The 26,232-nt window shown below is 71.3% G+C and carries 24 protein-coding genes; 13 read left to right on the forward strand and 11 right to left on the reverse strand.

Features of this window, described 5'->3' with window-relative positions:
- The first annotated feature begins 2 nt into the window (after positions 1-2).
- Both ASD79_RS14080 and ASD79_RS14085 read left to right on the forward strand, forming a co-directional pair.
- A complete protein-coding gene (locus ASD79_RS14080; protein ID WP_056722697.1) occupies positions 3-683 on the forward strand; it encodes an ABC transporter ATP-binding protein in 681 nt (226 codons plus the stop codon).
- Positions 680-3,202, forward strand: a complete 2,523-nt coding sequence (locus ASD79_RS14085; protein ID WP_156400529.1) for an ABC transporter permease — start codon at positions 680-682, stop codon at positions 3,200-3,202. Before ASD79_RS14080 ends, ASD79_RS14085 begins: the two co-directional genes overlap by 4 nt.
- On the opposite strand, the gene ASD79_RS14090 is transcribed toward ASD79_RS14085, so the two are convergent.
- Positions 3,096-4,244 carry a D-alanyl-D-alanine carboxypeptidase family protein gene (locus tag ASD79_RS14090; protein WP_056722701.1) on the reverse strand — a complete coding sequence of 383 codons (1,149 nt, stop codon included), beginning with the start codon at positions 4,242-4,244 and terminating at the stop codon, positions 3,096-3,098. The two genes, ASD79_RS14085 and ASD79_RS14090, sit on opposite strands and share 107 nt — an antisense overlap.
- 80 nt (positions 4,245-4,324) lie before the next feature.
- On the opposite strand from ASD79_RS14090, the gene ASD79_RS14095 reads away from it, so the two are divergent.
- Positions 4,325-5,422, forward strand: a complete 1,098-nt coding sequence (locus ASD79_RS14095) for a L,D-transpeptidase (RefSeq protein ID WP_056723022.1) — start codon at positions 4,325-4,327, stop codon at positions 5,420-5,422.
- A gap of 152 nt (positions 5,423-5,574) precedes the next feature.
- Here the strand turns inward: ASD79_RS14095 and ASD79_RS14100 are convergent, their stop codons facing one another.
- The 4 genes from ASD79_RS14100 to didA form a co-directional block, all read right to left on the reverse strand.
- The gene (locus ASD79_RS14100; protein WP_056722703.1) at positions 5,575-7,524 is read right to left on the reverse strand and encodes a TonB-dependent receptor; all 1,950 of its coding nucleotides are present in this window, start codon (positions 7,522-7,524) and stop codon (positions 5,575-5,577) included.
- Positions 7,525-7,674: 150 nt separating this feature from the next.
- A complete protein-coding gene (locus ASD79_RS14105; RefSeq protein WP_082584940.1) occupies positions 7,675-8,976 on the reverse strand; it encodes a dicarboxylate/amino acid:cation symporter in 1,302 nt (433 codons plus the stop codon).
- A 268-nt stretch (positions 8,977-9,244) separates the two neighbouring features.
- Entirely contained in the window at positions 9,245-10,258 is a 1,014-nt protein-coding gene (gene dgcA, locus ASD79_RS14110) for an N-acetyl-D-Glu racemase DgcA (RefSeq protein ID WP_056722705.1), read from the reverse strand.
- A 42-nt stretch (positions 10,259-10,300) separates the two neighbouring features.
- On the reverse strand, positions 10,301-10,519 hold the full coding sequence (didA, locus tag ASD79_RS14115; protein ID WP_056722707.1) for a DNA damage-induced SOS-independent cell division inhibitor A: 219 nt from the start codon (positions 10,517-10,519) through the stop codon (positions 10,301-10,303).
- Between the two features lie 125 nt (positions 10,520-10,644).
- Here didA and ASD79_RS14120 point away from each other — a divergent pair, with 125 nt between their 5' ends.
- Entirely contained in the window at positions 10,645-10,956 is a 312-nt protein-coding gene (locus tag ASD79_RS14120) for a polyhydroxyalkanoic acid system family protein (RefSeq protein WP_056722709.1), read from the forward strand.
- Between the two features lie 134 nt (positions 10,957-11,090).
- On the opposite strand, the gene ASD79_RS14125 is transcribed toward ASD79_RS14120, so the two are convergent.
- Positions 11,091-11,576, reverse strand: a complete 486-nt coding sequence (locus ASD79_RS14125; RefSeq protein ID WP_056722711.1) for a low affinity iron permease family protein — start codon at positions 11,574-11,576, stop codon at positions 11,091-11,093.
- A 112-nt stretch (positions 11,577-11,688) separates the two neighbouring features.
- Between ASD79_RS14125 and ASD79_RS14130 the strand changes: the two genes are divergently transcribed.
- The 7 genes from ASD79_RS14130 to ASD79_RS14160 all read left to right on the forward strand — a co-directional run bounded on the left by ASD79_RS14130 (position 11,689) and on the right by ASD79_RS14160 (position 20,090).
- Entirely contained in the window at positions 11,689-12,951 is a 1,263-nt protein-coding gene (locus tag ASD79_RS14130) for a sodium:proton antiporter (protein WP_056722713.1), read from the forward strand.
- Between the two features lie 109 nt (positions 12,952-13,060).
- Positions 13,061-15,124, forward strand: coding sequence for an MASE1 domain-containing protein (locus tag ASD79_RS14135; RefSeq protein ID WP_056722715.1), 2,064 nt, complete (start codon positions 13,061-13,063; stop codon positions 15,122-15,124).
- 171 nt (positions 15,125-15,295) lie between these two features.
- Positions 15,296-16,276: an ABC transporter substrate-binding protein gene (locus ASD79_RS14140; RefSeq protein WP_056722718.1), complete on the forward strand. Its 981-nt coding sequence runs from the start codon at positions 15,296-15,298 to the stop codon at positions 16,274-16,276.
- A 133-nt stretch (positions 16,277-16,409) separates the two neighbouring features.
- Positions 16,410-17,156 carry an ABC transporter ATP-binding protein gene (locus tag ASD79_RS14145; RefSeq protein WP_056722719.1) on the forward strand — a complete coding sequence of 249 codons (747 nt, stop codon included), beginning with the start codon at positions 16,410-16,412 and terminating at the stop codon, positions 17,154-17,156.
- A 151-nt stretch (positions 17,157-17,307) separates the two neighbouring features.
- The gene (locus ASD79_RS14150; protein ID WP_056722720.1) at positions 17,308-18,063 is read left to right on the forward strand and encodes an ABC transporter permease; all 756 of its coding nucleotides are present in this window, start codon (positions 17,308-17,310) and stop codon (positions 18,061-18,063) included.
- Positions 18,064-18,165: 102 nt separating this feature from the next.
- A complete protein-coding gene (locus ASD79_RS14155) occupies positions 18,166-19,002 on the forward strand; it encodes a hypothetical protein (RefSeq protein WP_056722723.1) in 837 nt (278 codons plus the stop codon).
- Positions 18,999-20,090, forward strand: coding sequence for a DUF2336 domain-containing protein (locus tag ASD79_RS14160; RefSeq protein WP_056722726.1), 1,092 nt, complete (start codon positions 18,999-19,001; stop codon positions 20,088-20,090). The genes ASD79_RS14155 and ASD79_RS14160 overlap by 4 nt, the downstream gene beginning before the upstream one ends.
- Before the next feature lie 161 nt (positions 20,091-20,251).
- Here the strand turns inward: ASD79_RS14160 and ASD79_RS14165 are convergent, their stop codons facing one another.
- From ASD79_RS14165 to ASD79_RS14180, 4 genes are all read right to left on the reverse strand, one after another.
- The gene (locus ASD79_RS14165; protein ID WP_156400505.1) at positions 20,252-20,584 is read right to left on the reverse strand and encodes a hypothetical protein; all 333 of its coding nucleotides are present in this window, start codon (positions 20,582-20,584) and stop codon (positions 20,252-20,254) included.
- A gap of 255 nt (positions 20,585-20,839) precedes the next feature.
- Positions 20,840-21,148, reverse strand: a complete 309-nt coding sequence (locus ASD79_RS14170; RefSeq protein WP_056723026.1) for a hypothetical protein — start codon at positions 21,146-21,148, stop codon at positions 20,840-20,842.
- Between the two features lie 60 nt (positions 21,149-21,208).
- The gene (locus ASD79_RS23930; protein ID WP_056722728.1) at positions 21,209-22,585 is read right to left on the reverse strand and encodes a hypothetical protein; all 1,377 of its coding nucleotides are present in this window, start codon (positions 22,583-22,585) and stop codon (positions 21,209-21,211) included.
- Between the two features lie 355 nt (positions 22,586-22,940).
- Positions 22,941-23,390: a DUF2214 family protein gene (locus tag ASD79_RS14180; protein WP_056722730.1), complete on the reverse strand. Its 450-nt coding sequence runs from the start codon at positions 23,388-23,390 to the stop codon at positions 22,941-22,943.
- A 113-nt stretch (positions 23,391-23,503) separates the two neighbouring features.
- On the opposite strand from ASD79_RS14180, the gene ASD79_RS14185 reads away from it, so the two are divergent.
- Positions 23,504-23,974, forward strand: a complete 471-nt coding sequence (locus ASD79_RS14185) for a hypothetical protein (protein ID WP_056722731.1) — start codon at positions 23,504-23,506, stop codon at positions 23,972-23,974.
- A 5-nt stretch (positions 23,975-23,979) separates the two neighbouring features.
- On the opposite strand, the gene ASD79_RS14190 is transcribed toward ASD79_RS14185, so the two are convergent.
- On the reverse strand, positions 23,980-24,372 hold the full coding sequence (locus ASD79_RS14190) for a methylglyoxal synthase (protein WP_056722733.1): 393 nt from the start codon (positions 24,370-24,372) through the stop codon (positions 23,980-23,982).
- A 241-nt stretch (positions 24,373-24,613) separates the two neighbouring features.
- On the opposite strand from ASD79_RS14190, the gene ASD79_RS14195 reads away from it, so the two are divergent.
- Positions 24,614-25,873 (forward strand): pyridoxal phosphate-dependent aminotransferase, encoded by a 1,260-nt coding sequence (locus ASD79_RS14195; protein ID WP_056722735.1) that lies wholly within the window; start codon positions 24,614-24,616, stop codon positions 25,871-25,873.
- Positions 25,874-26,232: the final 359 nt, after the last annotated feature.

Genomic DNA, 26,232 nt, shown 5'->3' on the forward strand with positions numbered 1-26,232 from the left:
TCATGACCGACGTCACCACGCCTGTCCTCGCCCTCGACGCCGTCACCCTCACCCTGCCCTCGGCGGCCGGGCCGGTGAACATCCTGCGGGGCGTCGATCTGGTGGTGACGCCCGGCGAGCGGCTGGCGGTGATCGGGCCATCGGGCTCGGGCAAGTCGTCGCTGATCGCGGTCGGAGCCGGTCTGGAGCAGCCGACCTCCGGCGCGGTGCGATTGTTCGGCCAGGACCTGGCCCGGCTGGACGAGGACGGCCGGGCCCGTCTGCGACGCGGCCGCGCGGCCCTGGTCTTCCAGGCCTTCCACCTGCTGCCCAACATGACCGCCGAGGAGAACGTCGCCACCCCGCTGGAGATCGCCGGCGCCAGGGACGCCCTGCCGACCGCCCGCCAGTGGCTGGACCGCGTGGGCCTGTCGGCCCGCCTGACCCACTATCCGCACCAGTTGTCGGGCGGCGAACAGCAGCGGGTGGCCCTGGCCCGCGCCCTGGCCGCGCGGCCCGCCCTGCTGTTCGCCGACGAGCCGACCGGCAATCTCGACGCCAAGACCGCCGCCACCGTGGCCGACCTGATGTTCGCCCTGGTCGCCGAGGTCGGCTCGGCCCTGGTCATGGTCACCCACGATCCGGTGCTGGCCGAGCGCGCGGACAGGATCGTGCGGATGGCCGACGGCCGGATCGAGGCCTGAGCGTGGCCGCCCTCTCTCTGAAACTGGCGGCCCGCGAACTGCGCTCCGGCGTGCGCGGCTTTCGCATCTTCCTGGCCTGCCTGGCCCTGGGCGTCGCCGCCATCGCCGCCGCCGGCTCGACCGCAGAGGCCTTCCGCCAGGGCCTGGCCAGCCAGGCCCGCGAGATCCTCGGCGGCGACCTGTCGTTCGGGGTCGACAACCGCGACTTCACCCCCGCCGAGCGCGCCGCCTTCGGCAAGCTGGGCGTCACCACCTACACCGCCGCCGCGCGGGCCATGGCCCAGGCGCCCAGCGGCGAGCGGCGACTGATCAGCCTGCGCGGCGTCGACGCCCGCTTTCCCCTGGCCGGGACGGTGAAGCTGGACGGCGCCACGAGCGTGGCCGCCGCCCTGGCCGACCGCGACGGCGTGCCGGGCGCGGCGGTCGAGCCGGCCCTGCTGGATCGCCTGCACCTGAAGCTCGGCGACCGTTTCCAGGCCGGCCCCGTCACCCTGGCGGCCCGCGCCGTGCTGATCAGCGAGCCCGACGGCCTGTCTCGCGGCTTCGCCCTGGGTCCGCGCGTCATGGTCCGGGGCGAGGTGCTGGAGCGCTCGGGCCTGCTGGCGCCCGGCGGCCTGTCGACCCGCACCGTGCGCATCGCCCTGCCCGCCGGCCAGGACCCGCGCGCCCTGGGCAAGGCGACTATCTCCCGCTTCCCCGACGTCGGCCTGCAGGCTCGCGACCGGCTGGACGCCGCCCCCGGCGCGCGGCGGCTGATCGACCAGCTGGAATATTTCCTCGGCTTCATCGGCCTGGCCTCGCTGGTCGCCGGCGGTCTGGGCGTGGCGGGGGCGGTGAGCGCCTATCTGGCCACCCGCGAGCCGTCGATCGCCGTGCTGAAGGCGCTGGGCGCCGACGGGGCGCTGATCCGCAACCTCTACCTCGTCCAGATCGGCCTGCTGGCCGCCCTGGGCGTGGCCATCGGCCTGGTGGTCGGGGCCGTCGCGCCGCTGGTCCTGGGACGGCTGGCCGGCGCGTCCCTGCCGATCCCGGCCCTGTTCGCGATCTATCCCTGGCCGCTGGCCAAGGCCGGGCTGTTCGGCCTGCTGGCGGCGGCGGCGTTCTCGCTGATCCCGCTGGCCCGGGCGAGACGCACCCCGCCCTCGGCCCTGTTCCGCCGCAGCCTGGGTGGACGCATCCCGCTCGGTTTGGAAACCCTGGGCGCGGTGCTGGCCGGCGCGGGCCTGGCCGCCCTGGCCGTGGCCACCGCCCCGACGCCGTTGGCCGCCGGCATCATGATCGCCGGGGTCGCCGTGTCGTTCGGCCTGCTGTGGGCGCTGGGACTGTTCGCGGCGTGGGGCGCCGGCAAGGTGCGCCGCCTGGCCAGCGGCCCCGCCAAGCTGGGCCTGGCCAACCTGGCCGGACCACGCTCGGCGGCCCGCACCGCCAGCCCGGCCATCGGCCTGGGCGTGGCCCTGCTGGCCTGCGTGGTGCTGATCCAGTCGGCCCTGCTGGCCCAGGTCACCAGCGTCGCGCCGCGCACGGCTCCGGCCATGGTGTTCACCGAGATCCCGGGAGACCAGGCCACCGCCTTCGACGCCGAGGTGGCCCGCGCCATGGGCCCGCTGACGCCCCGGACCTATTTGCGCATGCCCTTCGCCACCGGCCGGATCAGCGGCCTGAAGGGCAAGCCGGTCGACCTCCAGGCCATCAAGCCCGGCCAGCGCTGGGCCTTCGACAACGACATCGGCCTGTCGCTGCTGGCCGGCGAGCCGACCGACGGCGGGCTGGTCGCGGGCCGGTGGTGGAAACCCGGCTATGCCGGTCCGCCCCTGCTGGCGCTGAACACCGAGATCGCCGACGCCGCCGGACTGAAGGTCGGCGACACCGTCACCCTGAGCATCCTGGGCCGCGACATCGACGCTCGCATCGCCGTGCTGCGCAAGATCGAGTTCGGCGGCTTCGGGCCCAACTTCAACCTGATCCTCGACACCAAGGCCCTCGAGGGCGCGGCGCTGCGCGGCGTGGCCATCGCCCGGCTGGACAAGACCCGCGAGGCCACTTTGACCCGCCGGCTCGGCGCGAGCTTTCCGGGCGTCAACGTGATCAGCGTCCGCGAGCAGCTGGACGCCGCCGCCGCCCTGTTCGACCGCCTGGCCCTGGCCGTGCGCGGGGCGGCGGCGGTGGCCGGGCTGGCCGGTCTGCTGGTGCTGGCCGGGGCGATCGCCGCCGGGGCGCGGGCCCGGGCGCGGGAGGCGGCGACCTTGAAGGTGCTGGGCGCGACCCGCGGCCAGATCCTGGCGGCCTACGCCATCGAATATGGCGCGGTCGGGCTGATCGCCGGGGCGGCCGGGGTCGCCCTGGGCTTCGCCGCCGCCTGGCCGGTGGTGGTCAAGGTGTTCGAGGCCAGCTGGAGCGTCGACTGGGGCGGGGTCATGGTTTTGCTGGCCGGCGCGGCGGGACTTTCGACGGCGGGCGGCCTGCTGGCGGCGGCCTTGGCGCTGGCCCAGCGCCCGGCCCCGGTGTTGCGGGCGGAATGAGCAGCGGGTCGGTCGGATTGCCCGACCCGGCCTGGGGCAGGCTGCTGATCGGCACGCCGGGCAGCATCGGCTCGCCGTTCCACTCCCAGTGCCACGGCTCGAAGGGATAGTTGACGAAGCCGAACCGGCCGGCGTTGGCGACCATCCAGCGGTAGAGGTCCGACCGGGTCATGATCAGCCGGTTGGTGTCGTTGCTGGAGTCCGGGCCAAAGCCCGGGGCGGCGGCGATGTAGACGTCCATGGCCAGGCCCGTGCGGTGGGCCGAGCAGATGGTCCGCACCACGCCCTGGCAGTTGTTGTCCTGGGCGCAGCGGGCGGCGTCGGCGGCGGGGTCGCGGAACCCCGAAAAGATGGTCAGGGCCTCGGGCCGCCGCGCCACCCCGGCCGCCTTGGCCTCGGCGACCATCCGGCGGTAGGCGTCCAGCGCGCCGGGCCGCAGCTGGATGGTCTTGCCGCCATAGCTCTCCTCGGGCCTGGCCGTGGCCAGGCCGGAGACCGGCGGCGCGCCCGGACAGATGCCCTCGGCATTGACCCGCGCGAACGGCCGGGCCCGATGCCAGCGCGTCAGCATCGCCTTGAAGGTCTCGGGGTCGAAGGTCCCGGTGGGCTTCAGCCCATGCCCGCCCTGCCAGCGCGCCAGGGCCGCGGCGAAGCGCGGCGTGCCCGGACCGCAGGCGGTGGCGATCTCGTGGGCGACCTTGGGGGCGTAGATCTCCCAGCCGACCTCGCCACGCCCGAACGGCGTCCAGACCAGGGTGGTCAGCGACGCGGCGTTGACCGGCGCCGCGCTGGCCGGAGCGCCGCCGGATTGGCAGTCCTCGGGCGGTCCGCCGTCCGTCGGGGCCGGAATGAAGGTCGGGCTGGACGGCGGGTCGCTGGACGGGAAGTGCTGGTCTATGGGCGGGGCGTATTCGGCGCTTTCGCCCGGCGGCGGCGAGGGCGCCCGGGAGCCGCCGCCGGGCCACATCACCCACGCGACGAAGGTGGCGGCGGCGGCGGCCAGCACGCCCAGAACCCAGATCAGCCGGCGCAGAATCTTCAATCGGGGCTCCTTGGCCGCATTTGGAACTTCGCCATGGCTGAAGCCTTCAGAAGGGCAAGGCGTTCCGCCCGGAGTTGTTCATGCCTTCGATCCCGCGTCCTGTCGTCCTGCTGCTCGGCTGCGTCATGGCCACCGCCGCTTGCTCGGACCCGACGCCCCGAAGCCCGCCGCCGAAAGCGCCGAAACCCGCCGCCCAGGCTCCGGCCGTCCCGCCGGTGGTCGCGGCCTCACCCGCCGTCGCGCCGGCCGCGCCTTCGCCCCTGGCTCAGGCCGTCAACGCCGCCGCCTTCGATCCCGCCGCCACGACGCCGGAGGTCAAGCAGGCCGTCCTGGTCCGCGCCCAGGTGCTGCTTGACCGCGCCCATTTCTCGCCCGGGGTCATCGACGGCCAGGAGGGCTCCAACCTGGCCATCGCCGTCAGCGCCTTCCAGGAGGCCCGCCGCCTGACCGTCGACGGCAAGTTCAGCCCCGCCGTCCGGGACGCCCTGGTCGCCGCCGACTCCGGCCCGGCCCTGACCGATTATGTCATCACCGCCGAAGACGTCGCCGGCCCGTTCGTCGCCGCCATCCCCAAGGACGACTACGAGGCCATGGCCAAGCTGCCGGCCCTGTCCTACGCCAGCCCGCTGGAGGCCCTGGCCGAGAAGTTCCACATGGACGAGCCGCTGCTCCAGGCGCTGAACCCCGGCGTCGACTTCGGCCAGGCCGGCGCCACCATCGTGGTCGTCGCCCTCGGTCCCAAGGGCCTGGACGGCAAGGTGACCCGCATCGCGATCGACAACGCCCGGGGCGTGCTCAAGGCCTATGCCGACGACGACCGGCTGCTGGCGGTCTATCCGGCCACGGTGGGCAGCACCGAGCGCCCGGCCCCGGTCGGCGAATGGGCGGTCAACACGGTCGCCCCGCGCCCGACCTACACCTACGACCCGTCGCGACTGACCTTTGGCAAACCCAAGGGCAAGCTGACCCTCAAGCCCGGGCCGAACAACCCGGTGGGCTCGACCTGGATCGACCTGACCAAGGACACCTACGGCATCCACGGCACGCCCGATCCGAGGCTGGTCAACAAGCGAGCCTCGCATGGCTGCGTGCGGTTGACCAACTGGGACGCGGCGGAGCTGGGGGCGGCGGTGGTCAAGGGGGCGAGGGTGGTGTTCGAAGGCAAGCCGGTGCGGTGAGGGACACCTTCTCATCACAAACAGTCGTCATCCCCCGACTTGTTCGGGGGACCCAAGCCGAGCCGGCGGCCTCATTCTGCGTATCAACTGAACCGCCGCTTGGGTCCCCCGCATAAAGCGGGGGATGACGGGCTTTTGCGCTGCATTGAGGCTTAAAGCGCCACCCGCACCCCCACCCGCACGATCCTCGGCGCGGCGTATCCCGCCACGCCGTCCGCCGTCCGCGAGGTCTGGATGTTGGCGTCCAGCAGGTTGTCCCCCGCCACATAGGCCGTCACCAGCGGCCGCACGCGCCAGTCGAGCCGGGCGTCGAGGCGGTAGGCCGGGTCGAGCATCCGGCTGTTGAGGTCGTCCTCGAACCGCTTGCCCTCATAGGTCAGGTCGGTCGCCAGGGTCAGCTTGTCGGTCAGCTGTGCCGACAGCCCCGCCGTGGCGCTCCAGATCGGGGCCTGGGCCGGGCGCTTGCCGGTCAATTGCGGGGCGTCCGAACCGCCATCGACCCGGGCGTCGGTGACCGACAGGGCCGAGGTCAGGGTCACGGCCCCGACCTTACGCTCGGCCCTGCCCTCCAGGCCGACCGCGTTAATCTCGCCGGCGTTCTGGCGCTGGCGCAGCGTACCGCTCAGGGTGACGTTGGTGATCGGATCCTCGATGCGGTTCCAGAACGCCGTGGCCTCGACCAGGCCCTTGTCGCCCTTGCGCGAGACGCCCAGTTCGAAGCCCTGCAGCCGCTCGGGCTTCAGGGTGGCGTTGGCTTCGGTGACGTCGTTGCCGACCCGGAACGGGCGATGCAGTTCGTTCAGCGAGGCCGGCCGGAAGCCGGTGTAGCCGGAGGCGCGCAGGACGACGTCGTTGGCCAGTTCACGCTTCACGCCCAGGCGGCCGCTGACCACGTCGCCGTCGCGGTCGGCTGGGTGCGCGTCCAGGGTGATCGCCCCGGTCGCCGCGTTGCGCTCGACACGATGGCTGTCGGTGTTCTCCCAGTGGTCCAGCCGCAGGCCGCCGGCCACCAGCCACGGGCCCGTCGTCCAGGAGCCGTCGGCATGGGCCCCGACCACCGAGGTCTGGCCGCCGGCGACACGGTAGGCATTGAGGACGCCCAGTCGATAGAGCCGCTCGCGTTCCTCGCCGTCGTTGAAGCGTGCGTCCGCCCCCAGCTCCCACTCCAACCCGCCGACCTTGCGACGCAAGGCGACGTTCGCGCCCTTGCCCGTGGCCGGGGTCTTGTCCTGGCTGTTGGCCAGGGTGGTGGTGGAACGGTCGGCCGCCACCGCGACCGAGGTGTTGAACAGGTCGCTGGTCCGCCGCCAGGCCTGCAACCGCCAGCCCAGGGCCGCGCCGCGCGGGGCCTTGACCAGGGTGGCGCTGAACACGTTGCCCGAGGCGTTGGCCCGCGCCCCGGCCAGGCCGGCGCCGCGATCCTCTTCGAAGAAGCCGCCGCGCAGCGACAGCAGGCCCAAGGTCGTGGCCATGTCGACGCGGCCGGCGATGCTCTTGGCCTCCAGGTCGGTCCGGGTGTCGGCCGCGCCCCGGCGGTCGCCGCGCACCGGCACGTAGCCGTCGGACTTGTCGTAGGACGCCGCCCCGAAGAACTCGAGCCGTCCCAGGGTCGAGACCGCCGCCGCCGAGGCGCGCTGGCTGCCCAGCTCGCCGGCCGAGACGTCGGCGGCTATGCCCGAGTCCCGTTCCCGAAGACCGATGACCCCGGTCAGGGCGCCGGCGCCGTAGGGGCCGGCGCCGGCCCCGCGCACGATGTCGATCCCGGTCAGGGATTCCGGCGCCAGTTGCGACCAGATCACCCAGCCGCCGAACGGGTCGTTGAGCGGCACGCCGTCCAGGGTCACCAGGGTCCGTCCCGCGCCCGAGGGAGCGATGGCCCGCAGGCTGATCCCCTGGGTGGTCGGGTTGGCCGACAGGCTGGAGGTGCGGCGAAACAGCGAGACGCCGGGCGTCTGGGCCACCGCCTCGTCCACCCGCTGGCTGCGGACCAGGTCGCCCTCGCTCAGGTGAACCACCGAGAACGCCGCCTCGGCCGCCGAGGGCGGCAGGCGCGCTGCGGTGACGATCACCTGTTCGACGGGAGGGGGCTGGTCGAAGGGCATGGAAGTCCTCGCGTGGGGAGCGCCGGCGATGACTAGACCGGTTCGCGCGGCCGGAGAACGGCGCGCGTCGCCTGTTCCATGATTTTACGCCGCCCGCACAACAAGACCTATATTTCCAAGGGATCGCGCCCTGCCTCCCACGAAATTCCCTCAAACGTCCTTCTTCGACAGGTATTCCGCCACGTCGATCTCCTTCTCCCAGCGCGCGACGGCCGTGGCGATCGACAGGTCGCAGGTGACGTTGGGCACGGTGCGGATCATGTCGAGGATGCGGTCGAAGGGCAGAATGAAACCGACGATGATCGCCGTCTGCTCGGCCCCGATACCGATCGAGGCCAGCACCGCGGCCAGCACGAACAGCGAACCCGAGGGCACCGGCGCCACGCCCATGGCGACGATGGTGGTGGTCAGGGCGACCAGCAGGTAGTCGGTCAGGGTCAGGGGCACGCCGAACGCCTGGGCGGCGAACATGGTCAGCATGGCCACGTACATCGCCGTGCCGTCCATGCCGATGGTCGCCCCCAGGGGCAGGACGGTCGACGAGATCGACGGCTTGATGCCCAAATTCTCCTCGGCCACCCGGATCGCCACGGGCAGGGTCGCCGAGCTGGACGAGGTGGAGAAACCCACCAGAATGGCGTCCATGCAGCCGCGATAGAAAGGGATCAGCGGCAACCAGGCCAGCAGCCGCACCACCAGGCCATGGGTGACCAGGGTCTGGATGATCGCCCCGATCAGTACGCAGACCGCCAGCTGGGCGACATTGACGAAGGTGGCCGGACCGTTGGTCCCCATCACCACCGCGATCAGGGCGAACACTCCGAACGGGGCGACCTCCATGACGAAGCCGACGATGCGCAGCATGACTTCGGTGCCCGAGGCCAGGAGCTTGGCCACCGGTTCGCCGTCCTTGCCGGCGACGATCACCCCGGCCCCGACCAGCATGGCGAAGAAGATGATCGCCAGGGTCTCGCCCTCGGCGATGGCCTTGATCGGGTTCAGCGGCACGATGCCGATGAACAGCTCGCCCACCGCCTTGGGTGGGTTGACCGCCTGGGGGGCGACGTTCTGCAGGTTGGCGCCGATCCCCGGAGCCATCAGCGTGGCCAGGGTCAGGCCGATGCTCACCGCCACCAGGGTGGTCAGCACATACATGGCGATGGTCTTGACGCCGATGCTGCCCAGCCGCCGGGCGTCGCCCAGTTGAGCCACGCCCGAGGCGATGATCATGAACACCAGCGGCGCGACGATCATCCGGATCAACCGCACGAAGATGTCGCCGATCCACTTGATGCTGGTCGCCCCCTCGCCCCAGAAGTAGCCGACCACGGCGCCCAGCACGAGGGCGGCCAGGATCCGCCGCCACAGCGGGATGCCGAACCAGAAGTCCAGCGGGCCCTTGGGTCGGCGCGTCTCTTCGAGCGGCGGGGTGTCGGCGACGATCTCGGTCATGCGACGGTTCCGGTGTCGATGCCGCCCACAGCATGCCCAGACGGCGCCGAGGTCAAGGCGCCGTCACGCCGTCCCTGGGAGCCGTGGGCAGTTGGCCGGTTTGGGATGGAAGCGCCGTGCGTCCTTCGAGGCCCTCCTCTGGAGGGCGCCTCAGGATGAGGAATTCAGCCATTACGCTCCTCATCCTGAGGTGCGTAGCGTAGCGAAGCCTCGAAGGACGCAGAGCGCTCGCCGAAAACGGCCTTCAAGGTTTACCGTCACGCCGCCCCTAGAGCCACAGCCCCGTCGCCGTGATCCCATCCCCCCAGAACCCCGGCGCCGGCCGGGTCATCCGCCCGTCCGCCACCCGCGCCCCGCCCGGGTGATCCACGGCCAGCCACCATGGTCCGTCCAGATCGGCGAACGCGCACGACCCCGCCAGGTGCAGGGCCGGAGCGATGGCCAGGGACGAGGCCACCATGCAGCCGACCATCAGGGTGAAGCCGTGGTTGCGGGCCTCCTCCAGCATCAGCAGGGCCTCGCTGAGGCCTCCCGCCTTGTCGAGCTTGAGGTTCACGGCGCGGTAGCGGCCGCGCAAGGCCGCCAGGTCCCGCGCCACGTGCACCGACTCGTCGGCGCAGATCGGATAGGGCGGGTCGTAGCCTTCGAGCGCCATGTCCTCGCCGGCCGGCAGGGGCTGCTCGACCAGGGCGATGTTCAGGTCCGACAGGATCGGCTTCAGCCCGTCGAGAATGGCGAAGTCCCAGCCCTCGTTGGGGTCGACGATCAGCCGGGCGTGAGGCGCGGCCTTGGCGACGGCCAGCAGCCGGGCGGCTGGGCCCTCCGCCGACAGCTTGACCTTGATCAGCGGGGCGGCGGCCACGGCCAGGGTCGCGGCGGCCATGGCCTCGGGCGTGTCCAGGCTGACGGTCACGGCGGTGATCAAGGTGTCGGGAACCGGCAGGGCGGTCAGGGCCTCGACGCTGAGGCCCTCGCGCCGGGCCCGCAGGTCCCAGAGGGCGCAGTCCAGGGCGTTGCGGGCCGCGCCGGCCGGCAGCAGGGCCAGGGCCTCGTGCGGCGTCGCGCCGTCGCGCAGGGCTTGGGCGGCGGGTTGGAGCTGGGCGATCACGCTGTCGACGGTCTCGTCGTAGCGGGCGTAGGGCACGCTCTCGCCCCGGCCGATCAGGCCGTCCTCGACGATCTCGACCACCACCACCTCGGCGGCGGTCTTGACCCCGCGCGAGATGCGGAACGGGGCCTTCAGGCGGTGGCTGACATGGGCGATCGAGACGGTGCGGCGCATGCCAAGCCCATCTCACCGATCAAGCGTTTTGGCGAGACCTGATCAGCGCCGGAAACGCCGGATCGGCGAGTCGGCGCGGCGTTCGCGGAACACCCGCAGGGCGAGGGTCGGACGCACGACCAGCAGCGCCAGCCAGACCAGCAGCACGCCGCCGTAGTTCACGGCGCCAACTAGGCCGGTGGGACGGCCGGGACGCGCCATCCGCCGCGCGGCGGGGCGGAGCGAGGCTTGGAACAGGCTGGGCATGGCGATGTCGGTCATGGGCTTCCTCCGTGGACGTCCCAACCATTGACCCCACCTACGTCAAATCCGGACGTATGGATGTCGCCGCTTCGCACCCATATATCGCCCTGGGGCGTTCACCCCGCATCCGGAGCCCCACACGCATGAGCCAGCCGATCACCATCACCATTCCCCACCAGCTGGGCGCCGCCGAGGCGCGCCGCCGCATCGAGGACGGGTTCGGTCAGTTGATCGGCCAGGCGGGCGGCGTCATCAAGGACGTCGAGAAGAGCTGGAATGGCGACGTCCTGAACTTCTCGGCCAAGGCCATGGGCCAGTCGATCTCCGGCGCCCTGTTCGTGCTGGACCAGTCGGTGCGCATGGACCTGGTCCTGCCCGGCCTGCTGGGCATGATCGCCGGCAAGATCACCGGCCAGGTCAAGAAGCAGGGCACGCTGCTGCTGGAGAAGAAGTAGGCGCCGCCGCCCACCTCACAGCCGTCATCCCCCGACTTGTTCGGGGGACCCAAGCCGCGCTGGCCAAGCGCGTTTCTGAAACGCCGCTTGGGTCCCCCGCATAAAGCGGGGGATGACGACGTTGAGATGGTCGGTCAGGACGTCTTCACCCGCCGCGCCGGCGCATTCCTGGCCGGCGGGCGCTTGACCGGGGAGCGCTTGGTCCGGGGCGAGGCCCTGGATTTGGTCCGGGCTTCCCGCTCGGCGCTGACCTTGTCGAGCCGGTCCTGGGCGACCTTGGCGTGCTCGGCGCAGCGGGCATGCATCGCCGCCAGTTCCTTTTCCGTCAGCTTCTCGATGCCGATGAACTGGTTTTCGGCGTCCGAGGTCAGGATCAGCTCGTCCAGCTTGGTCTGCACCGCTTCGCCGTCGCGATTCTGGGTGTTCTGGATCAGGAACACCATCAGGAAGGTGATGATGGTCGTGCCGGTGTTGATCACCAGTTGCCAGCTCTGCGAGAATTTGAAGATCGGCCCCGTGACGGCCCAGGTCACGACCAGCAGCACGCAGAGGATGAAGGCCGGCGGGCTGCCGGTGACGCGCGCGGTGGCGTTGGCGAACCTGGCGAAAAGCTTGTCCATGAAGACTCCTTCGCCGCACACAACGCCCTGACGCCCCCCTCGGTTCGCTCCGCACGCCCCTTTCGCACGCCCTTTTTGGCGTCCTTGCCGGTCCTCACGCGTTAGGGAGGGGATGTTCGATCCCTACCTGCTCTTCCTGCTCGGCCTGGGCGTGGTCGTGCTGCTGGTGGCCTGGCTGCCGATGGCGTTGAGCCGGTTGCCGCTATCGCTGGCCATTCTCTGCGTGCTGATCGGCGTGGTCGCGTTCCACGGCGGCGCCCTGTCCTTCCGCCCCGACCCCGTGCGGTTCTCCACCCTCACCGAGCGCCTGACCGAGATCGTGGTCATCGTCTCGCTGATGGGGGCGGGACTGAAGATCGACCGGCGGCTGGGCTGGCGGCGCTGGAGCTCGGCCTGGCGGCTGATCGCCGTCACCATGCCGTTGAGCATCCTGGCCGTGACCCTGATGGGCGTGCACGGCCTGGGCCTGGGCCTGGCGTCGGCCCTGCTGCTGGGCGCGGCCCTGGCCCCCACCGACCCGGTGCTGGCCTCGGACGTCCAGGTCGGGCCGCCGAGAGCCGGCGACCATGGCGAGACGCGGTTCGCCCTGACCGCCGAGGCGGGGCTGAACGACGGCTTCGCCTTCCCCTTCGTCCATCTGGCCGTGGCCGTCGCCGTGGCCGGCGGGACCGCGAACGGCGGCCTGCTGACCCACTGGCTGGGCGTCGACGTGCTGTGGCGGGTGGCGGCCGGGATAGGGGTCGGCTGGGCGGTCGGCCGGGTCCTGGGCTGGGCGACCTTCAAGGCCCCGCACGCCCGGATATCCGGCACCGGCGACGGCCTGGTGGCGCTGGGGGCGACCCTGATCGCCTATGGCGTCGCCGAGGCGGCCCACGGCTACGGCTTCCTGGCGGTGTTCGTCTCGGCCCTGGCCCTGCGCGAGACCGAGCGCGACCACGCCTTCCACGAAGCCATGCACGACTTCGCCGAACAGGTGGAGCACCTGCTGATGATGCTGGTCCTGGTGCTGCTGGGCGGGGCGGTGGCCGGCGGCTTGCTGGACTCCCTGACCTGGAGGGAAATCGCCTTCGGGCTTGTTCTTGTTTTCGTTGTCCGGCCGCTGGCCGGTTGGATCGGCCTGATCGGCGCGCCCCACTCCCGGCGCGAGCGGGCGCTGGTCGCCTTCTTCGGCATCCGCGGGATCGGTTCGTTCTACTACCTGGCCTATGGCCTCAATCACGGCGAGTTCCACAACTGGGGCCGGCTGTGGGCGATCACCGGCTTCGTGGTGCTGTGCTCGATCCTGGTCCATGGCGTGACCGCCACGCCCCTGATGGCCAGAATCGACGCCTGGAGAAGCCGGGCCGACGCCTTCAGGGACAAATCGCAACCCTGACGTGATTGCTCTCGGCTTAAGGATGCGGCAAAGCGTCACAGCGTTGAATACCGAAGAAACTCAACTCGATAGTTCGGCGTATTCCACCCGTCCGGGGAACGGGATCAGCATGCAGGCCAACGTCGCCCATCAGGAGCAACGGCGACAGGACAGGCTCCTGATCGTTCTGGCCGTGTCGCTGGTGGCCAGCCAGGCGTTCAGCGATTTCCTGACCCGCAACGCCGAAGGCATCGCCACCCTGTGGCCGTCGAACGCCCTGCTGGCGGCCGGCCTGCTGGTGCTGGACCGCCCGCGCCGCATCGCCCTGACCTTCGTGGCCGTGCTGACCCACGTGACGATCGACCTGCTGGTCGGCGACAGCCTCGGTCGCGTCGTCCTCTACACCACCGTCGATATCGGCGAGGCCTTCCTGGTCTGGGCCGTGACCCGGCGCTTCTTCGGCGGTCCCCCGCGCGTGCGGACCATGCGGCAGCTGGCCCTGCTGACCACCCTGACCGCGCCGGTCACCTTCGTGATGGCCCTGGTCTGCGCGGCGGTGCTGGCCCTGGCCTACGGCCAGACCTTCGTGACGGTGCTGGCGGACTGGTTCCTGTGCGGCGTGCTGGGCATGTCGATCGTGCTGCCCGCCGTGCTGGTGCTGCTGGACGGCGAGCACCGCCGCGCCTTCCAGCGCAAGCTGAGCGAACGGCTCAGCCTCTACGCCCTGATCGCGGCGCTGACGACGACCGTCTTCTACGCCAAGGGCGTGCCCCTGCCCTTCCTGCTGTTTCCCGTCGCCCTGCTGACGACCTTCCGGCTGGGTCCGCGCGGCGCGGCCCAGGCCTCGATGATCGTCGCCTGCGTCGCCATCCCGCTGACGGTGCAAGGCCTGTGGACCGACCAGATCGACACCAGCTGGCCACAGGCTCAGCAGAACCGGATCGTGCAGAGCTTCGTCGGCGTGCTGTTCGTCACCACCCTGGCGGCCGGCCTGGCCCTGGCCCAGCAGGAACGGCTGCGCCGCCTGCTGGTGCGCCGCGAGCAGCTGAGCCGCGCCGCCCGGGCCCGCGCCCTGGCCGCCAGCGAGGCCAAGACCGAGTTCCTGGCCACCATGAGCCACGAGATCCGCACGCCGTTGAACAGCGTGCTCGGCTTCTCCCAATTGCTGGCCGAACGGGCGGACCTGCCGCCCGACGCCCACCGGCAACTGGGCCTGATCGACACCGCCGGCAAGGCGCTGCTGACCGTGGTCAACGACATCCTCGACTTCTCGCGGGTCGAGGCCGGCCAGGTGGAGCTGCTGTTCCAGCCGACCTCGGCGGCGGCGGTGCTGCATGACGCGGTCGGCATCATCCGCTCCGAGGCGCAGGCCCGGAGCCTGACGATCGAGGTCGAGGTCAACGACCCGGTCGGCGGGCTGCACGACCTGGACGGCCTGCGGCTGCGCCAGGTGCTGCTGCACCTGCTGGGCAACGCCGTGAAGTTCACCGAGGTCGGGCGGATCCGCGCCTGCCTGACCGTCGAGCCCGGCGACATCGAAGACCGGCTGCGGTTCGAGATCGTCGACAGCGGGCTCGGCATCGCCCTCGAGCGGCAGGGCCGGCTGTTCCAGCGCTTCAGCCAGGTCGAGGGCTCGGCCAGCCGCCCCCATGGCGGAGCGGGCCTGGGACTGGCGATCAGCAAGGCGCTGGTCGACCTGATGGGCGGCAGGATCGGCGTCGACAGCGCCCCGGGCCACGGCTCGGCCTTCTGGATCGAACTGGGCGCCCCCCAGGTCGAGGCCTATGACACCGGCGAACCCAGGCCGGCCGCCGAGCCGGGCGCGGCGCGCATCCTGCTGGTCGACGACCATCCGATGAACCGCGAGATCGGCATGGCGCTGCTGACCCTGGTCGGCTGCCGGGTCGAGACCGCCGAAAACGGCCGTCAGGCCGTCGAGATGGCCAGTCGCGGCGGCTTCGACATCATCCTGATGGACATCCACATGCCGGAGATGGACGGCCTGGCCGCCACCCGGGCCATCCGGGCCTTCGGAAACGGGGCCGGCGAGATCCCGATCATCGCCATGAGCGCCGACGCCCTGCCCCAGCAGGTCGAGCGCTGCTACGCCGCCGGCATGGTCGACCACGTGGCCAAGCCGGTGCAGCGGGAGGTGCTCTACGCCAAGGTCAGCCGTTGGCTGGCGCGGAAGTAGAAGTCCTCCCCCCATGGGGGAGGTGTCGGCGTAGCCGACGGTGGGGGGAGTAGTCTCCAACCTCGGCAAACTCCCCCCACCGGCCTTCGGCCGCCTCCCCCACAGGGGGAGGAACTGGGCTTCCCTCCCCCGCCCTCGCCCACTAACCTCCCTCGGCTATTCGGGGAGACGATGATGAAGCTCATGCGCCTGGCCGCCCTGGCCCTCTGCGCCGTGATGGCCGCCTGCTCGCCGGCCAAGACGCCGGTCGAGGCGCCTGGCCGCACGGCCCTGAAGCTGGCCACCGACTGGAAGGCGCAGGCCGAGCTGGGCGGCTACTACCAGGCTCTGGCCACCGGCGAATACAAGAGGCGCGGCCTCGACGTCACCCTGATCCAGGGCGGCCCGGGCGTGAACGTGCCCCAACTTCTGGCCACCGGCGCGGTCGATGTCGGGGTCGGCTCCAACAGCTTCATCGTGCTGAACCTGGCCAAGGAGAAGATCCCGGTCAAAGCCGTCGCCGCCTTCATGGACAAGGACCCGCAGGTGCTGATCGCCCACCCAGGCCAGGGCGTCGAGAGCATCGCCGACATGAAGGGCCGCCCGATCCTGCTGTCGGACGCCTCGGTCACCGCCTTCTGGGTCTGGCTGAAGGCCAAGCACGGCTTCACCGACGCCCAGGTGCGCAAGTACAACTACTCGACCGCCCCGTTCCTGGCCGACAAGCGGGTGATCCAGCAGGGCTACGCCACCTCGGAGCCCTACCTGATCGAGAAGGAGGCGGGGGTGAAGCCGGCGGTGTTCCTGCTGGCCGACGACGGCTACCCGGCCTACGCCTCGTTCGCCCTGGTCCCCGACGCCCTGCTGGCCAAGAACCCGGCGGCGGTGAAGGCCTTCGTCGAGGCCACGGCGGCCGGCTGGACGTCCTATCTCTACGGCGATCCGGCCCCCGGCGACGCCCTGATCCGCAAGGACAATCCGGAAATGACCCAGGACCTGCTCGACCAGGCCCGCGAGAAGATGCGGTCCTATGGCATCGTCCCGCGCGCCAAGGTCGGCGACATGACCGACGCCCGCTGGGCCGAGTTCTTCAAGGTGGCCTCCGAACAGGGCGTCTACCCCAGGGACATGGACTACAAGCGGGCCTACAGCCTGGACTTCCTGCCGAAGTGATCGGATCAACTTCTTCCGCATCAACAACGGTTGTCATCCCGGAAGCCTCGCAGAGGCTGTCCGGGACCCAGGGGCGGTGCGCACGGCCCCTGGGTCCCGGCTCTTCGCTTCGCTACGGCCGGGATGACAACCTTTGAGCATCGGGAGCCTCCAACAGGTCGAGGTCGACTACCCCGGTCGTGGCCGGGCGCTCGGCCCCATCGACCTGTCGCTGGACGCCGGCGAGATCGTCGCCCTGGTCGGGCCGTCGGGCTGCGGCAAGTCCACGGCCCTGCGGCTGCTGGCCGGGCTGGAGACGCCGACGCGCGGAACCGTGACCCGGGCCGCCGGCCGGGGCGAGACCTCGGTGGTGTTCCAGGCCCCGACCCTGGCCCCGTGGATGAGCGCGGCGGCCAATGTGGCCCTGCCGCTGGAACTGGCGGGAACGCCCGCCCGCGCGGCCCGCGCCCAGGCGATCGAAGCGCTGGGCAAGGTCGGACTGGCCAGCGCCGAAGCCGCCCGCCCCGCCCAGCTTTCCGGCGGCATGGCCATGCGCGCCTCGCTGGCCCGCGCCCTGGTCACCCGCCCTCGCCTGCTGCTGCTGGACGAGCCGTTCGCGGCCCTGGACGAGATCACTCGCCGGGCCCTGGCCGACGACGTCCTGACCCTGGTCGGCGAGTTGTCGCCGGCCGTGGTGTTCGTCACCCACAATGTCGAGGAGGCCGTCTACATGGCGGGGCGCGTCGTGGTGATGAGCCCCGGCCCCGGCCGCATCGCCGGCGAGATCATCGTCGGCGGCCCCACGGTCCGTCCGCCGGGTTTCCGGACGACGGCCGCGTTCCGCGAGACGGCGGAGGCGGTGTCGCGGGTGTTGGCGCGTGGCGTGGGGGTGGCGGCATGACCGCGCTTCATCAGATCCTCCCCCCGTGGGGGAGGCGGCCGAAGGCCGGTGGGGGGAGCCTGGAAAGGTCCGTCCTGCTGGCGGCCGACGCCGCGAACTCCCCCCTCCGTCGGCTGCGCCGACACCTCCCCCACAGGGGGAGGACTTCGTCATGAAACTCCTCGCCCCCCTCCTCCTCATCATCCTGCTGCTGGGCGCCTGGGAGCTGGCCTGCCGCGCCTTGGACGTGCCGGTCTATCTGCTGCCCACGCCCTCGGCGATCGGCCTCGCCCTGGCCCAGGGCTGGCCGGTGCTGCTGGCCAGCGCCTGGAACACCCTGTCGACCGCCCTGATCGGCCTGGCCGCCGCCAGCCTGACCGCCTGCGGCCTGGCCCTGCTGGTCAGCCTGAACCCCACGCTGGAGGACGCCGTTCGCCCGGTGGCCGTCACCCTGCAGGTCACGCCCCTGGTCGCCATCGGGCCGCTGATGACCATCTGGGCCGGCATCGAGCATCCGCAGCGGGCCGTGGTCGCCCTGGCCGCCGTCGCCGCCTTCTTCCCGATCTTTTCGGGCGCCCTGACCGGCCTCAAGGCGGTGGATCCGGACCTGGCCCGGCTGTTCGACCTCTATGGCGCGCGCCGCGTCCAGCGCCTGTGGCGGCTGCGCCTGCCGTCGGCCGTCCCCGCCCTGCTGGAAGGCCACAAGGTGGCGGCCGGCCTGGCGGTGGTCGGGGCGGTGGTCGCCGAGTTCGTGGCCGGCTCGGGCGGCAGCCAGGGCCTGGCCTGGCGGATCCTGGAGTCGTCCACCCGCCTGCAGACCGCCCGGGTGTTCGCCGCCCTGGCCATGCTGGCGATCCTCGGCGTGGCCCTGCACGCGCTCATGACCCTAGTCGAACGCCGCCTGCTGGCCTGGTGGCGCGGCCGATAGGCCTTGGTTCCAGAGCCAACCCCTAAAGTTGTGTCGCGTTAGGCCAAGGTTAAGCGGACTTGCGTATGAATCGAGGGACCCCGCTCTCTTCCGGATCGGTTCATGCGTCTCGTCGTCGTCCTCGCCGTGCTGATCAGCGTCGCCGTCCAGGCGCACGCCGAGGACTCGCGCGCGCCAGGCCCGCGCGAAAGCCGCTACGGCCCGACCACCCCGCGCCAGGCGGCCGTCGCCGTCGCCACGGCGACCGTCCGTTACGATGGCCCCATGCTGGGCTGGGCCGGCAAGCGCCAGGCCTCGCCCGTCCTTCCCGACCCGCAAGCCTCCGCGCCGACGCGACCGACGCCGATCGCCGGTTGGGCCGGTTATCAGGCCACGCCCGTCTCGTCCGCCTACGCGCCGCCGCCGCCAGCGGCCGCCCCGGCCCCGCCGACCAGCCTGTACGCCGCGCCGCGCGCCGCCCAGCCGACCGCGCCACAACCGGCCGCGCCCCGCCCGTCGCCGGTGGCCTACGCCCCGGCCACGCCGACGCCGACCGTCGACTGGTCCAACTACCGCAGTTCCCGCGTCGCGGCCGCCCCTTCGACCAACACGCCGGCGTCCGCTCCCCTCCAAGCCCAGCCGACCGCTCGCCAGCCCGTCGCGGCGCCCACCCCACCTCCGCCGCCCCAGCCCCGGCAGGTCGCCGCCGTGAACACCGGCGCGGCCGGCGCGCGGTTCTATTCGGTCGGCCGTGAGTATGGCCTGACGCCCGACGTCATCCCGCCCGCGGGTCCCGACACCCGCGTACTGATCACCGCCAGCGAGCCGCCGCCGGAAGCCAAGGACGCCGTCCCCCAGCACGGCTCGGCCGATTGGCTGGCGGCCGGCGTGAACGGCGATGGCGACGACGACGACAGCAGCGCGGCCCGCCGCGCCAAGACCCGGGACCAGGCCCTTTGATCCAATCGCGTCTTCACGACCTCATCGCCCTGGCCGATGAGCCTTCAAGCTCGCGTCGGCGCGAGCTGCTGCGTGGCGTCACCGACCTGTTCTTCGCCGGCGAAAACCACGGCGACGTCGAGATGGGCCTGTTCGACGACGTCCTGGGTCAGTTGGCCGGCGAGATGGAAGAGGCCGTCAGGATCGAGCTGGCCGAGCGGCTGGGCGCGAGCGCCAATGCGCCGCCCGCCCTGACCCGCGCCCTGGCCAGCGACAGCATCGCCGTCGCCCGCCCGATCCTCCAGGGCGCGCCACAGCTCAGCGAGGCCGACCTGCTGCACGTGGCCCGCACCCAGGGCCAGGACCACCTGCGCGCCATCTCGCAACGTCCGACGGTGCCCGCCATCGTCTCCGACGCCATCGTCGAGCGCGGCGACGACACCACCCTGGGCGTGCTGCTGCGCAACGAGGGCGCGGTGCTGTCGCGCGAAGCCCACGAGGCGGCGGTTGACCGCGCGGCGGCCAATCCCGCGCTGCACGAGGCGGTGATCGACCGCCAGGCCCTGCCTATCGACCTGCTCAACGAGATGTACTTCGTGGCCGAGGCGCGGCTGCGCGACCGGATCATGGAGCGCAACGCCCATGTCGATCCGGCCACCCTCGAAGCGGCCCTGAAGGCCGGCCGCAACCGCGTCGCCGCCCGCGACGGCGCCCTGCCGCCGGACTACGACGCGGCGGTCGCGGCGGTCGTGGCGATGAAGGCCCGCGGCGCGGTCACGCCCCAGGCCCTGGTCTCGATGCTGCGCGCCAACAAGACCACCCAGTTCCTGGTGGCCCTGGCCGAACTGGCCGACGTCGATTTCCACACCGCCCGCAAGATCATCGAGCGCCGCGAGCTCGACGCCCTTGCCGTGATCTGCCGGGCGGCCGACTTCGACCGCGCCCTGTTCCTGACCTTCGCCCTGCTGATCCTCGACCCCAACGACAACGCCATGGGCAAGGCCAAGAGCTATGGCGAGCTCTACGCCGCCCTGCCCCGCGACGCCGCCCTGCGCACCATCCGCTTCTGGCGCATGCGCCGCACCACGGGCGACATGGCGGCGGCCTAGCTAACGCGGCCTTACAGGGAAGCGCCTCACTCTCACCTCCGTTTTCCCGGCGAAGGCCGGGACCCAGATTCATCCTGAGCGGCTCGTGGGTTTCACCTGGGCCCCGACCTTCGTCGGGGAAACGGGGAAATGAGAAGCGCGATTCAGCAAACCCGCTCTGGCTAGCGCGGACGACCGAACCGCGACAGGACCCACCCAAAGCCCAGGCCGCCCAGCACCGTCAGCGGCAAGGTCACCCAGGCCGGACCGGGCTGGCCCAGCCACCACAGGCGCGCGGCCAGCAGGCCCCAGATGATGAACGCCCAGACCGCGCCGCCGACCGCCCAGGGATTGGCGTCCATCCACCCCCGCACGCCAGGTCGGGCCGGCGCCGATTGGCCGCCGACGCGGCGGTCGCGTCGGGACATGCCGCGCAGACCGATGACGGCCACGAGCAGATAGAGCAGCAGGTAGATCACCCGCGAGAGGTCTTCGCCGCTGAAACCCTGGTCCATGCCGTCCCCGAAAACGCGTCGCGGCGACAAGGCTAGGCCTTGTCGCCGCGAAGGTCGAGTGAGAGCGACGGTGCCTGGAGCGTGATGATTTTGAACTGAACCGCCCACATCATTCCGTTTCCCCGGCGAAGGCCGGGGCCCAGGTTCAGCCGTCGTATTGGGCCATGATCCGAAACGCTCCGCCCTATGATCTGGGCCCCGGCCTTCGCCGGGGAAACGGACCTAAATGGCGATCATGCCGTGAATCATCATGCTTCAACGGATGCGGATGCGGACCGGCACGTCGATGAACGAGCCGGCGCGGCTCTTGCCGTCGGGGCCCATCAGGTCGACCTGGAATTGCGAGGCCATCGACAGGGCCGCCTGGCCGACGCCCAGTTCGGACGGGGTCTCGCTCTGGACGGAGCAGGCGGTCAGGCCGCCGTCGCGCTTGACCATGCAGCTGAGGATGGCTTCGGCGATTTGCGGCGTCGTGTCCTTGATCTGCGTCATGGCCGGCTGAGCCTGCTGGCTGGGCGCGGGAACGAGCGAAACGGCGGCGGCGGCAAGCAACGAAGCGATCACGAAATCTTCCCTACTGTCTTGGGCCTGGCCCCTTCCGGGGTCGGCCAGTTTCATTCTGGGTCAGGCGTGGTGCGCCTGTTTGACGCGTTGCAACCCCTGGGCCGCCAGGTCGGTCAGCGACCGCAGGCCCAGTTCGGCGAACACGTCGAAGGCGCTGGCCAGGGCCATCGCGGCCCTGTCCAAACGGCCGTCGTCGCGGCCGGTGATCTCGACCCGGGCCTCGTAGAGGCGGGCCAGGTTCATCTGCACCACCGCCCAGGCGGCCGGGTCGCGCGCGCCGGGCGCCGCCGCCAGCTCGGCCTTGAAGGCCATCTCGGCGGCGTCCAGCACCGCCAGGTCGGCGGTCAGCTCGGCGCAGCGGGCCAGGCTGAGGGCGCGGTTGTTGGCGACCACGGCGCGCAGGGCCAGGGCCGGCTGGGTCTTGAGGATGTGCGAGGCGCGGTCGTAACAGGTGACCGCCCGCTCGAAGCAGCGCTCCGAGGTCGTCGCCTCGCCCATGGCCTGCAGGCCGGCGCCGAGGGCGGCCTGGGCGCGGGCCCAGTCCATCGGGCTGTGGTCGGCGGTGACCGGCTCCAGGGCCGCGGCCAGGGCCTCGACGCCGTCGGCGATATGGTTGATCTCGCCATCCAGCTCGCCCAGCTGCACCAGGGCCGCGCCGCGCAGGGACTCCAGCCGCGACCAGGCCAGGGGTTCGAAATCGGGATCGAGCGCCGCCTCGGCCGTCTTGGCCTCCTCGAGGGCGACCTCGGTCAGGGCGCGGTCCTTGAGGCGGGCGGCGCACGACAGCAGCAACTCGACGCGGGCGGCGCGCTGGTCGGCCAGCAGCAGGCGCGAGGCTCCGCCCTTGACGCGACGGGCGGCGGCCAGGCCACGCAAGGGCGATTCAAAGGCCTGGGCGGCGGCCAGGGCGCGGTCGAGATTGTTCTCGCCCAGGGCGACGCGGCCTTCCAGACCGGCCAGCAGGGCCTCGGCCATGGCGCAACGCTGGCCCGGCGCGGTCTTGGCCAGGGTCAGGGTGGCGCCGGCGGCGGCGTGCAGCCCCTCGTCGCCGAACAGGTCGGCGCCCAGCACCGCCAGGGTCGCCTGCTCGCAGCGGGCGGCGGCCAGGCATTCGACGCGGCGTTCGGTCTCGAAAATCTTGGCGGCGGCCTCGGCCTGGGCCGCGCCCTTGCGCAGGGCGGCGGCGTCGCCGGAGCGGCGGGCCAGCTCGCGCCAGACCACAGCGGCCTCCAGCAGGCGGCGACCGCGATCCTTGGCCCCGATGCGCCCGGCGGCGACGTCGGCCGAGCGGGCTTCATTGACCAGCAGGCGCAGGTCCAGCAGCTCCAGCAGCGAGGTGTCGCCGCCGGTCAGCCCGTCCCGGTGCGCGGCGGCCCTGGCGGGAGCCCCGGCGTCGACTCCGAAGAGTCTTTTCAGATCACGACCGAACTCGAACATCGCTGCCACACTCCGCACACGGAACGTCCCATGCCGGGACGTCCGGCAAGGGTTCAACGCTCGAGTAGCAAAGCCGGAGCCATCACGTTTAACAAGTCGTTAATGGACCCTAAGGTGGCGTTAACCATAAATATTTCGTGTGTGTTTACACTTCGTTCCCGAATGCCCACGAAAACAGGGTTTTCGCCCCAATATGGCACACTTCTTGCTTACTGCATCTTGATGAGAAAGCCGGCGCGCGAGCCGAAATTAGAACATTGTTCACCGAAGTGAAAATGACGTTAACCATGGTTTTTAAGATCGGGTTTACTTTTCGTTCCGCCCCGCCCCTCGCCGAGTTCCGTTTTCGCGGCGTCTAGAGCCCGTAGCCGCGCGCCATGGCGGCGGCGAAAACCGGGATCAGGGCGAAGACCAGGACCTCCAGCAGCAGCACCCGGCGGGCCGCCGCCACCTCCCCGGCCGGCGGCGTGAAGTCCGCATCGGCCTTGGCCCGCTTGCGCCAGCGCAGGATCAGGACCGTCGGCGCGATCGACAGCAGGCCGACCACCGCGAAGGCGCCGATCTTGGCCCAGAACATCGGGTTGGACAGGTAGAAGGCCGCCCCCTTGCCGCCCAGGAACACCCGCGAGAACCCGACCACCAGGATCAGCCCCGCCGTCGCCCCGTAGCCGGCGTCGAGCCCGCCCAGGGTCTTCAGCGTCGCACCGCTCACGCCGGGGCGAACCAGGACCAGTTCGGCCGCCAGCAGCCCGGCCAGCGAGAAGACCAGCAGGTGGTGCAGAATGGCGAGGACGAGATCCAGCATGACGGGCTCCGACTCAGCGGGCGCGGCGCGCGCCGAGCGGAAGATGCCTCGCCGAACGGCGTTCGTCACGCGCCCCTCTGGCCACCTCCGGACCCCTGTCCTAGACAGGGACCATGACCGCCAAGATCGACCTGTGGACCGCCGCCCTCTGCAAGCCCGACCCCGGCTATGGCGGCTGGGCCCATGTGCGCCGCGACGCCGACGGCACCCTGGCCGGCGCGGCCGGCGGCGAGCGCCGGGTCGGCCGCCCGCGCATGGCGCTGGCCGGCCTGATCGACGCCTTGAACGCCCTGGGCGACCCGCCGGCCGACACGGCCGTGACCCTGCGCTTCACCGACCCGGCCTTGGCCGCCGAGCTGGTGGCCAGCGACGGCGCCTACGCCCTGGCCGAACCCGAGGCCTGGGCCACCGCCCGCAAGCTGCTGGCCGCCCGACCGCTGCTGACCTTGGCGCCGCTGGCCGAAACAGCCGCCGCCGCCGGCTTCCTGAAAGCCTGGGCCGATTTCGGCCTCGACACCGCCAAGACGCGCGGGACGTTCAGGGCGGCGATCCCCAAGCCCAACCTGCTGAAGTTCCCAGTTTAGCCACCCTATCGCCCCGCCACGATCAGATCCGCCGTCGCCACGTTGCAGGCGAAGGGGATGTCGGCCAGGGTCGCCATGCGGATCAGCGCCTTGACGTCCACGTCGTGCGGCTGCGGCGACAGCGGGTCGACGAAGAACACCAGCATGTCCAGCAACCCCTCGGCCAGCAGCGCGCCCAGCTGCTGGTCGCCGCCCAGCGGCCCGCTCTTCAGCCGGGTAAGGGCCAGGTCCGGCAGGGCGTCGAGGATTCGTCCGCCGGTCGTGCCGGTGGCGTAGAGCCGGTGCCGGCCCAGGAACCCCTGATGCGCCACGGCCCATTCGACCAGGGCGGCCTTCTTGTCGTCGTGGGCGACCAACCCAATGGAGAGGGGCCCGATGGCGAGGGGGGCGGCGGGCATGGGCGGGCTCCGGAATCGACGAGGGGACACACTCATTTCGCGGCGGCGCCGGAATGACAAGGGCGCGCGCCGCCATCGGCGCTGGCGATCGCGAGGCAGGCCTGCTTCCGGCGTGGGCAAGGGCGGCGCGTTGGCGCTTTCGACCGCGCAAGGCCTTGCGCCCCGGAACCGCTGGGCTTGTCCTTGCCTCCGCCGGGCCTGTCGACGGGCCGGCGCGGATGGGCTCGGAACAGGGATGACAATGGACACGCACAAGTCGAACAGGCTGACCCTGGGGCGCCGGTCGTTTCTGGGGGCCGCCGCGCTGGCCGCCGCGACCCCGATCCTGACCGAGGCCCACCTGGCCCAGGCGGCCCAGACGGCCGCTACCCCGCCCTCGGGCATGGCCCTGCACGGCCAGAGCCCCAACGCCCCGCCGCCCGGCGCGGTGCTGATCAACGCCAACGAAAACCCGCTGGGCCCCTCCAAGGCGGCCTGCGACGCGATCGCCCGCGTGGCGCCGCTGGGCGGCCGCTACGACCGCAACGGCGAGACCGCCATGCTGGTCTCGACCTTCGCGGCCCAGAACGGGCTCAAGGAAGACCATGTCGCCGTCTATGCCGGCTCGTCCGAGCCGCTGCACTACGCCGTCCTGGCCTTCACCTCGCCGACCCGCAGCTTCGTCACCGCCGACCCTTCCTACGAGGCCGGCATGCGGGCGGCGATGACCAGCAAGGCCAAGGTGGTCAAGGTGCCGCTCGCCGCCGACCACGCCCACGACGTCAAGGCGATGGTCGCCGCCGACCCGCAGGCCGGGATCATCTATATCTGCAACCCCAACAACCCGACCGGCACGGTGACGACCAGGCAGGACATCGCCTGGGCGCTGGACAACAAGCCCGCCGGGTCGATCCTGCTGGTCGACGAGGCCTATATCCACCTGTCCGACGCCGGGGACGCGCTGGACCTGGTGGCCGCCGGCAAGGACCTGATCGTCTTGCGGACCTTCTCCAAGATCTACGGCATGGCCGGCATCCGCTGCGGCTTCGCGGTGGGACGGCCCGACCTGCTGGCCAAGCTGACCCCGTTCGGCCAGAACGCCATGCCGATCACCGGCTCGGCGGCGGCCCGCGCCTCGCTGGAGGACCCGGCCCTGGTCCCCACCCGCAAGAAGATCATCGGCGACACCCGGCGCGACACCTTGGCCTGGCTGAAGGCCAACAACTACAAGGTCATCGGCGATCCGCAGACCAACTGCTTCATGATCGACACCGGCCGTGACGGCAAAGCCGTGATCGCGGCGATGAAAGCCCAGAACGTCTATATCGGCCGCACCTGGCCGATCTGGCCCAACGCGGTGCGGGTCTCGGTCGGCACGCCGGAGGAGATGGCGGCGTTCAAGACGGCGTTCAAGGCGGTGATGGACGGCAAGGCGGTGGCGATGGAGACGTATGATCACGGCGGTCACCGGGCTGATCTGGGGTATTACGCGACGCTTTCAGGCGACGTTCGCCAGGGCTGAGGTTCCTGTCGGGGACATGCGCTTGTGCGTGTCCCCAAACGACGCGGGGCCGGGATCGGGGACAGGCGCTTGCGCCTGTCCCCGACCGACGCACGGACGCACGGGGGCGCCCTTCCGCCGGAAGACGCCGGCGGAGTTGGGGAGGCGGCGGAGCGTCCGGGCCATGCCCGGAATGTAGTTTGTAGGAACACCGTTTCGGCCTGAGCCGGAGCGCTCCGCGCGATCGGTGGACGGAAGCCTTCGGGTCGCGGATTTTTAACCCGCTCCGATGGAGGCCTCCGGCGGGCGGAGGGGAAGCGACCCCATCCGGACCGCGCGGGCGATTTCAGCCCGCGCCTGGTGCGTTTCATCTTTCGGCC

Source organism: Caulobacter sp. Root655, assembly GCF_001427665.1.
Lineage (GTDB): Bacteria > Pseudomonadota > Alphaproteobacteria > Caulobacterales > Caulobacteraceae > Caulobacter.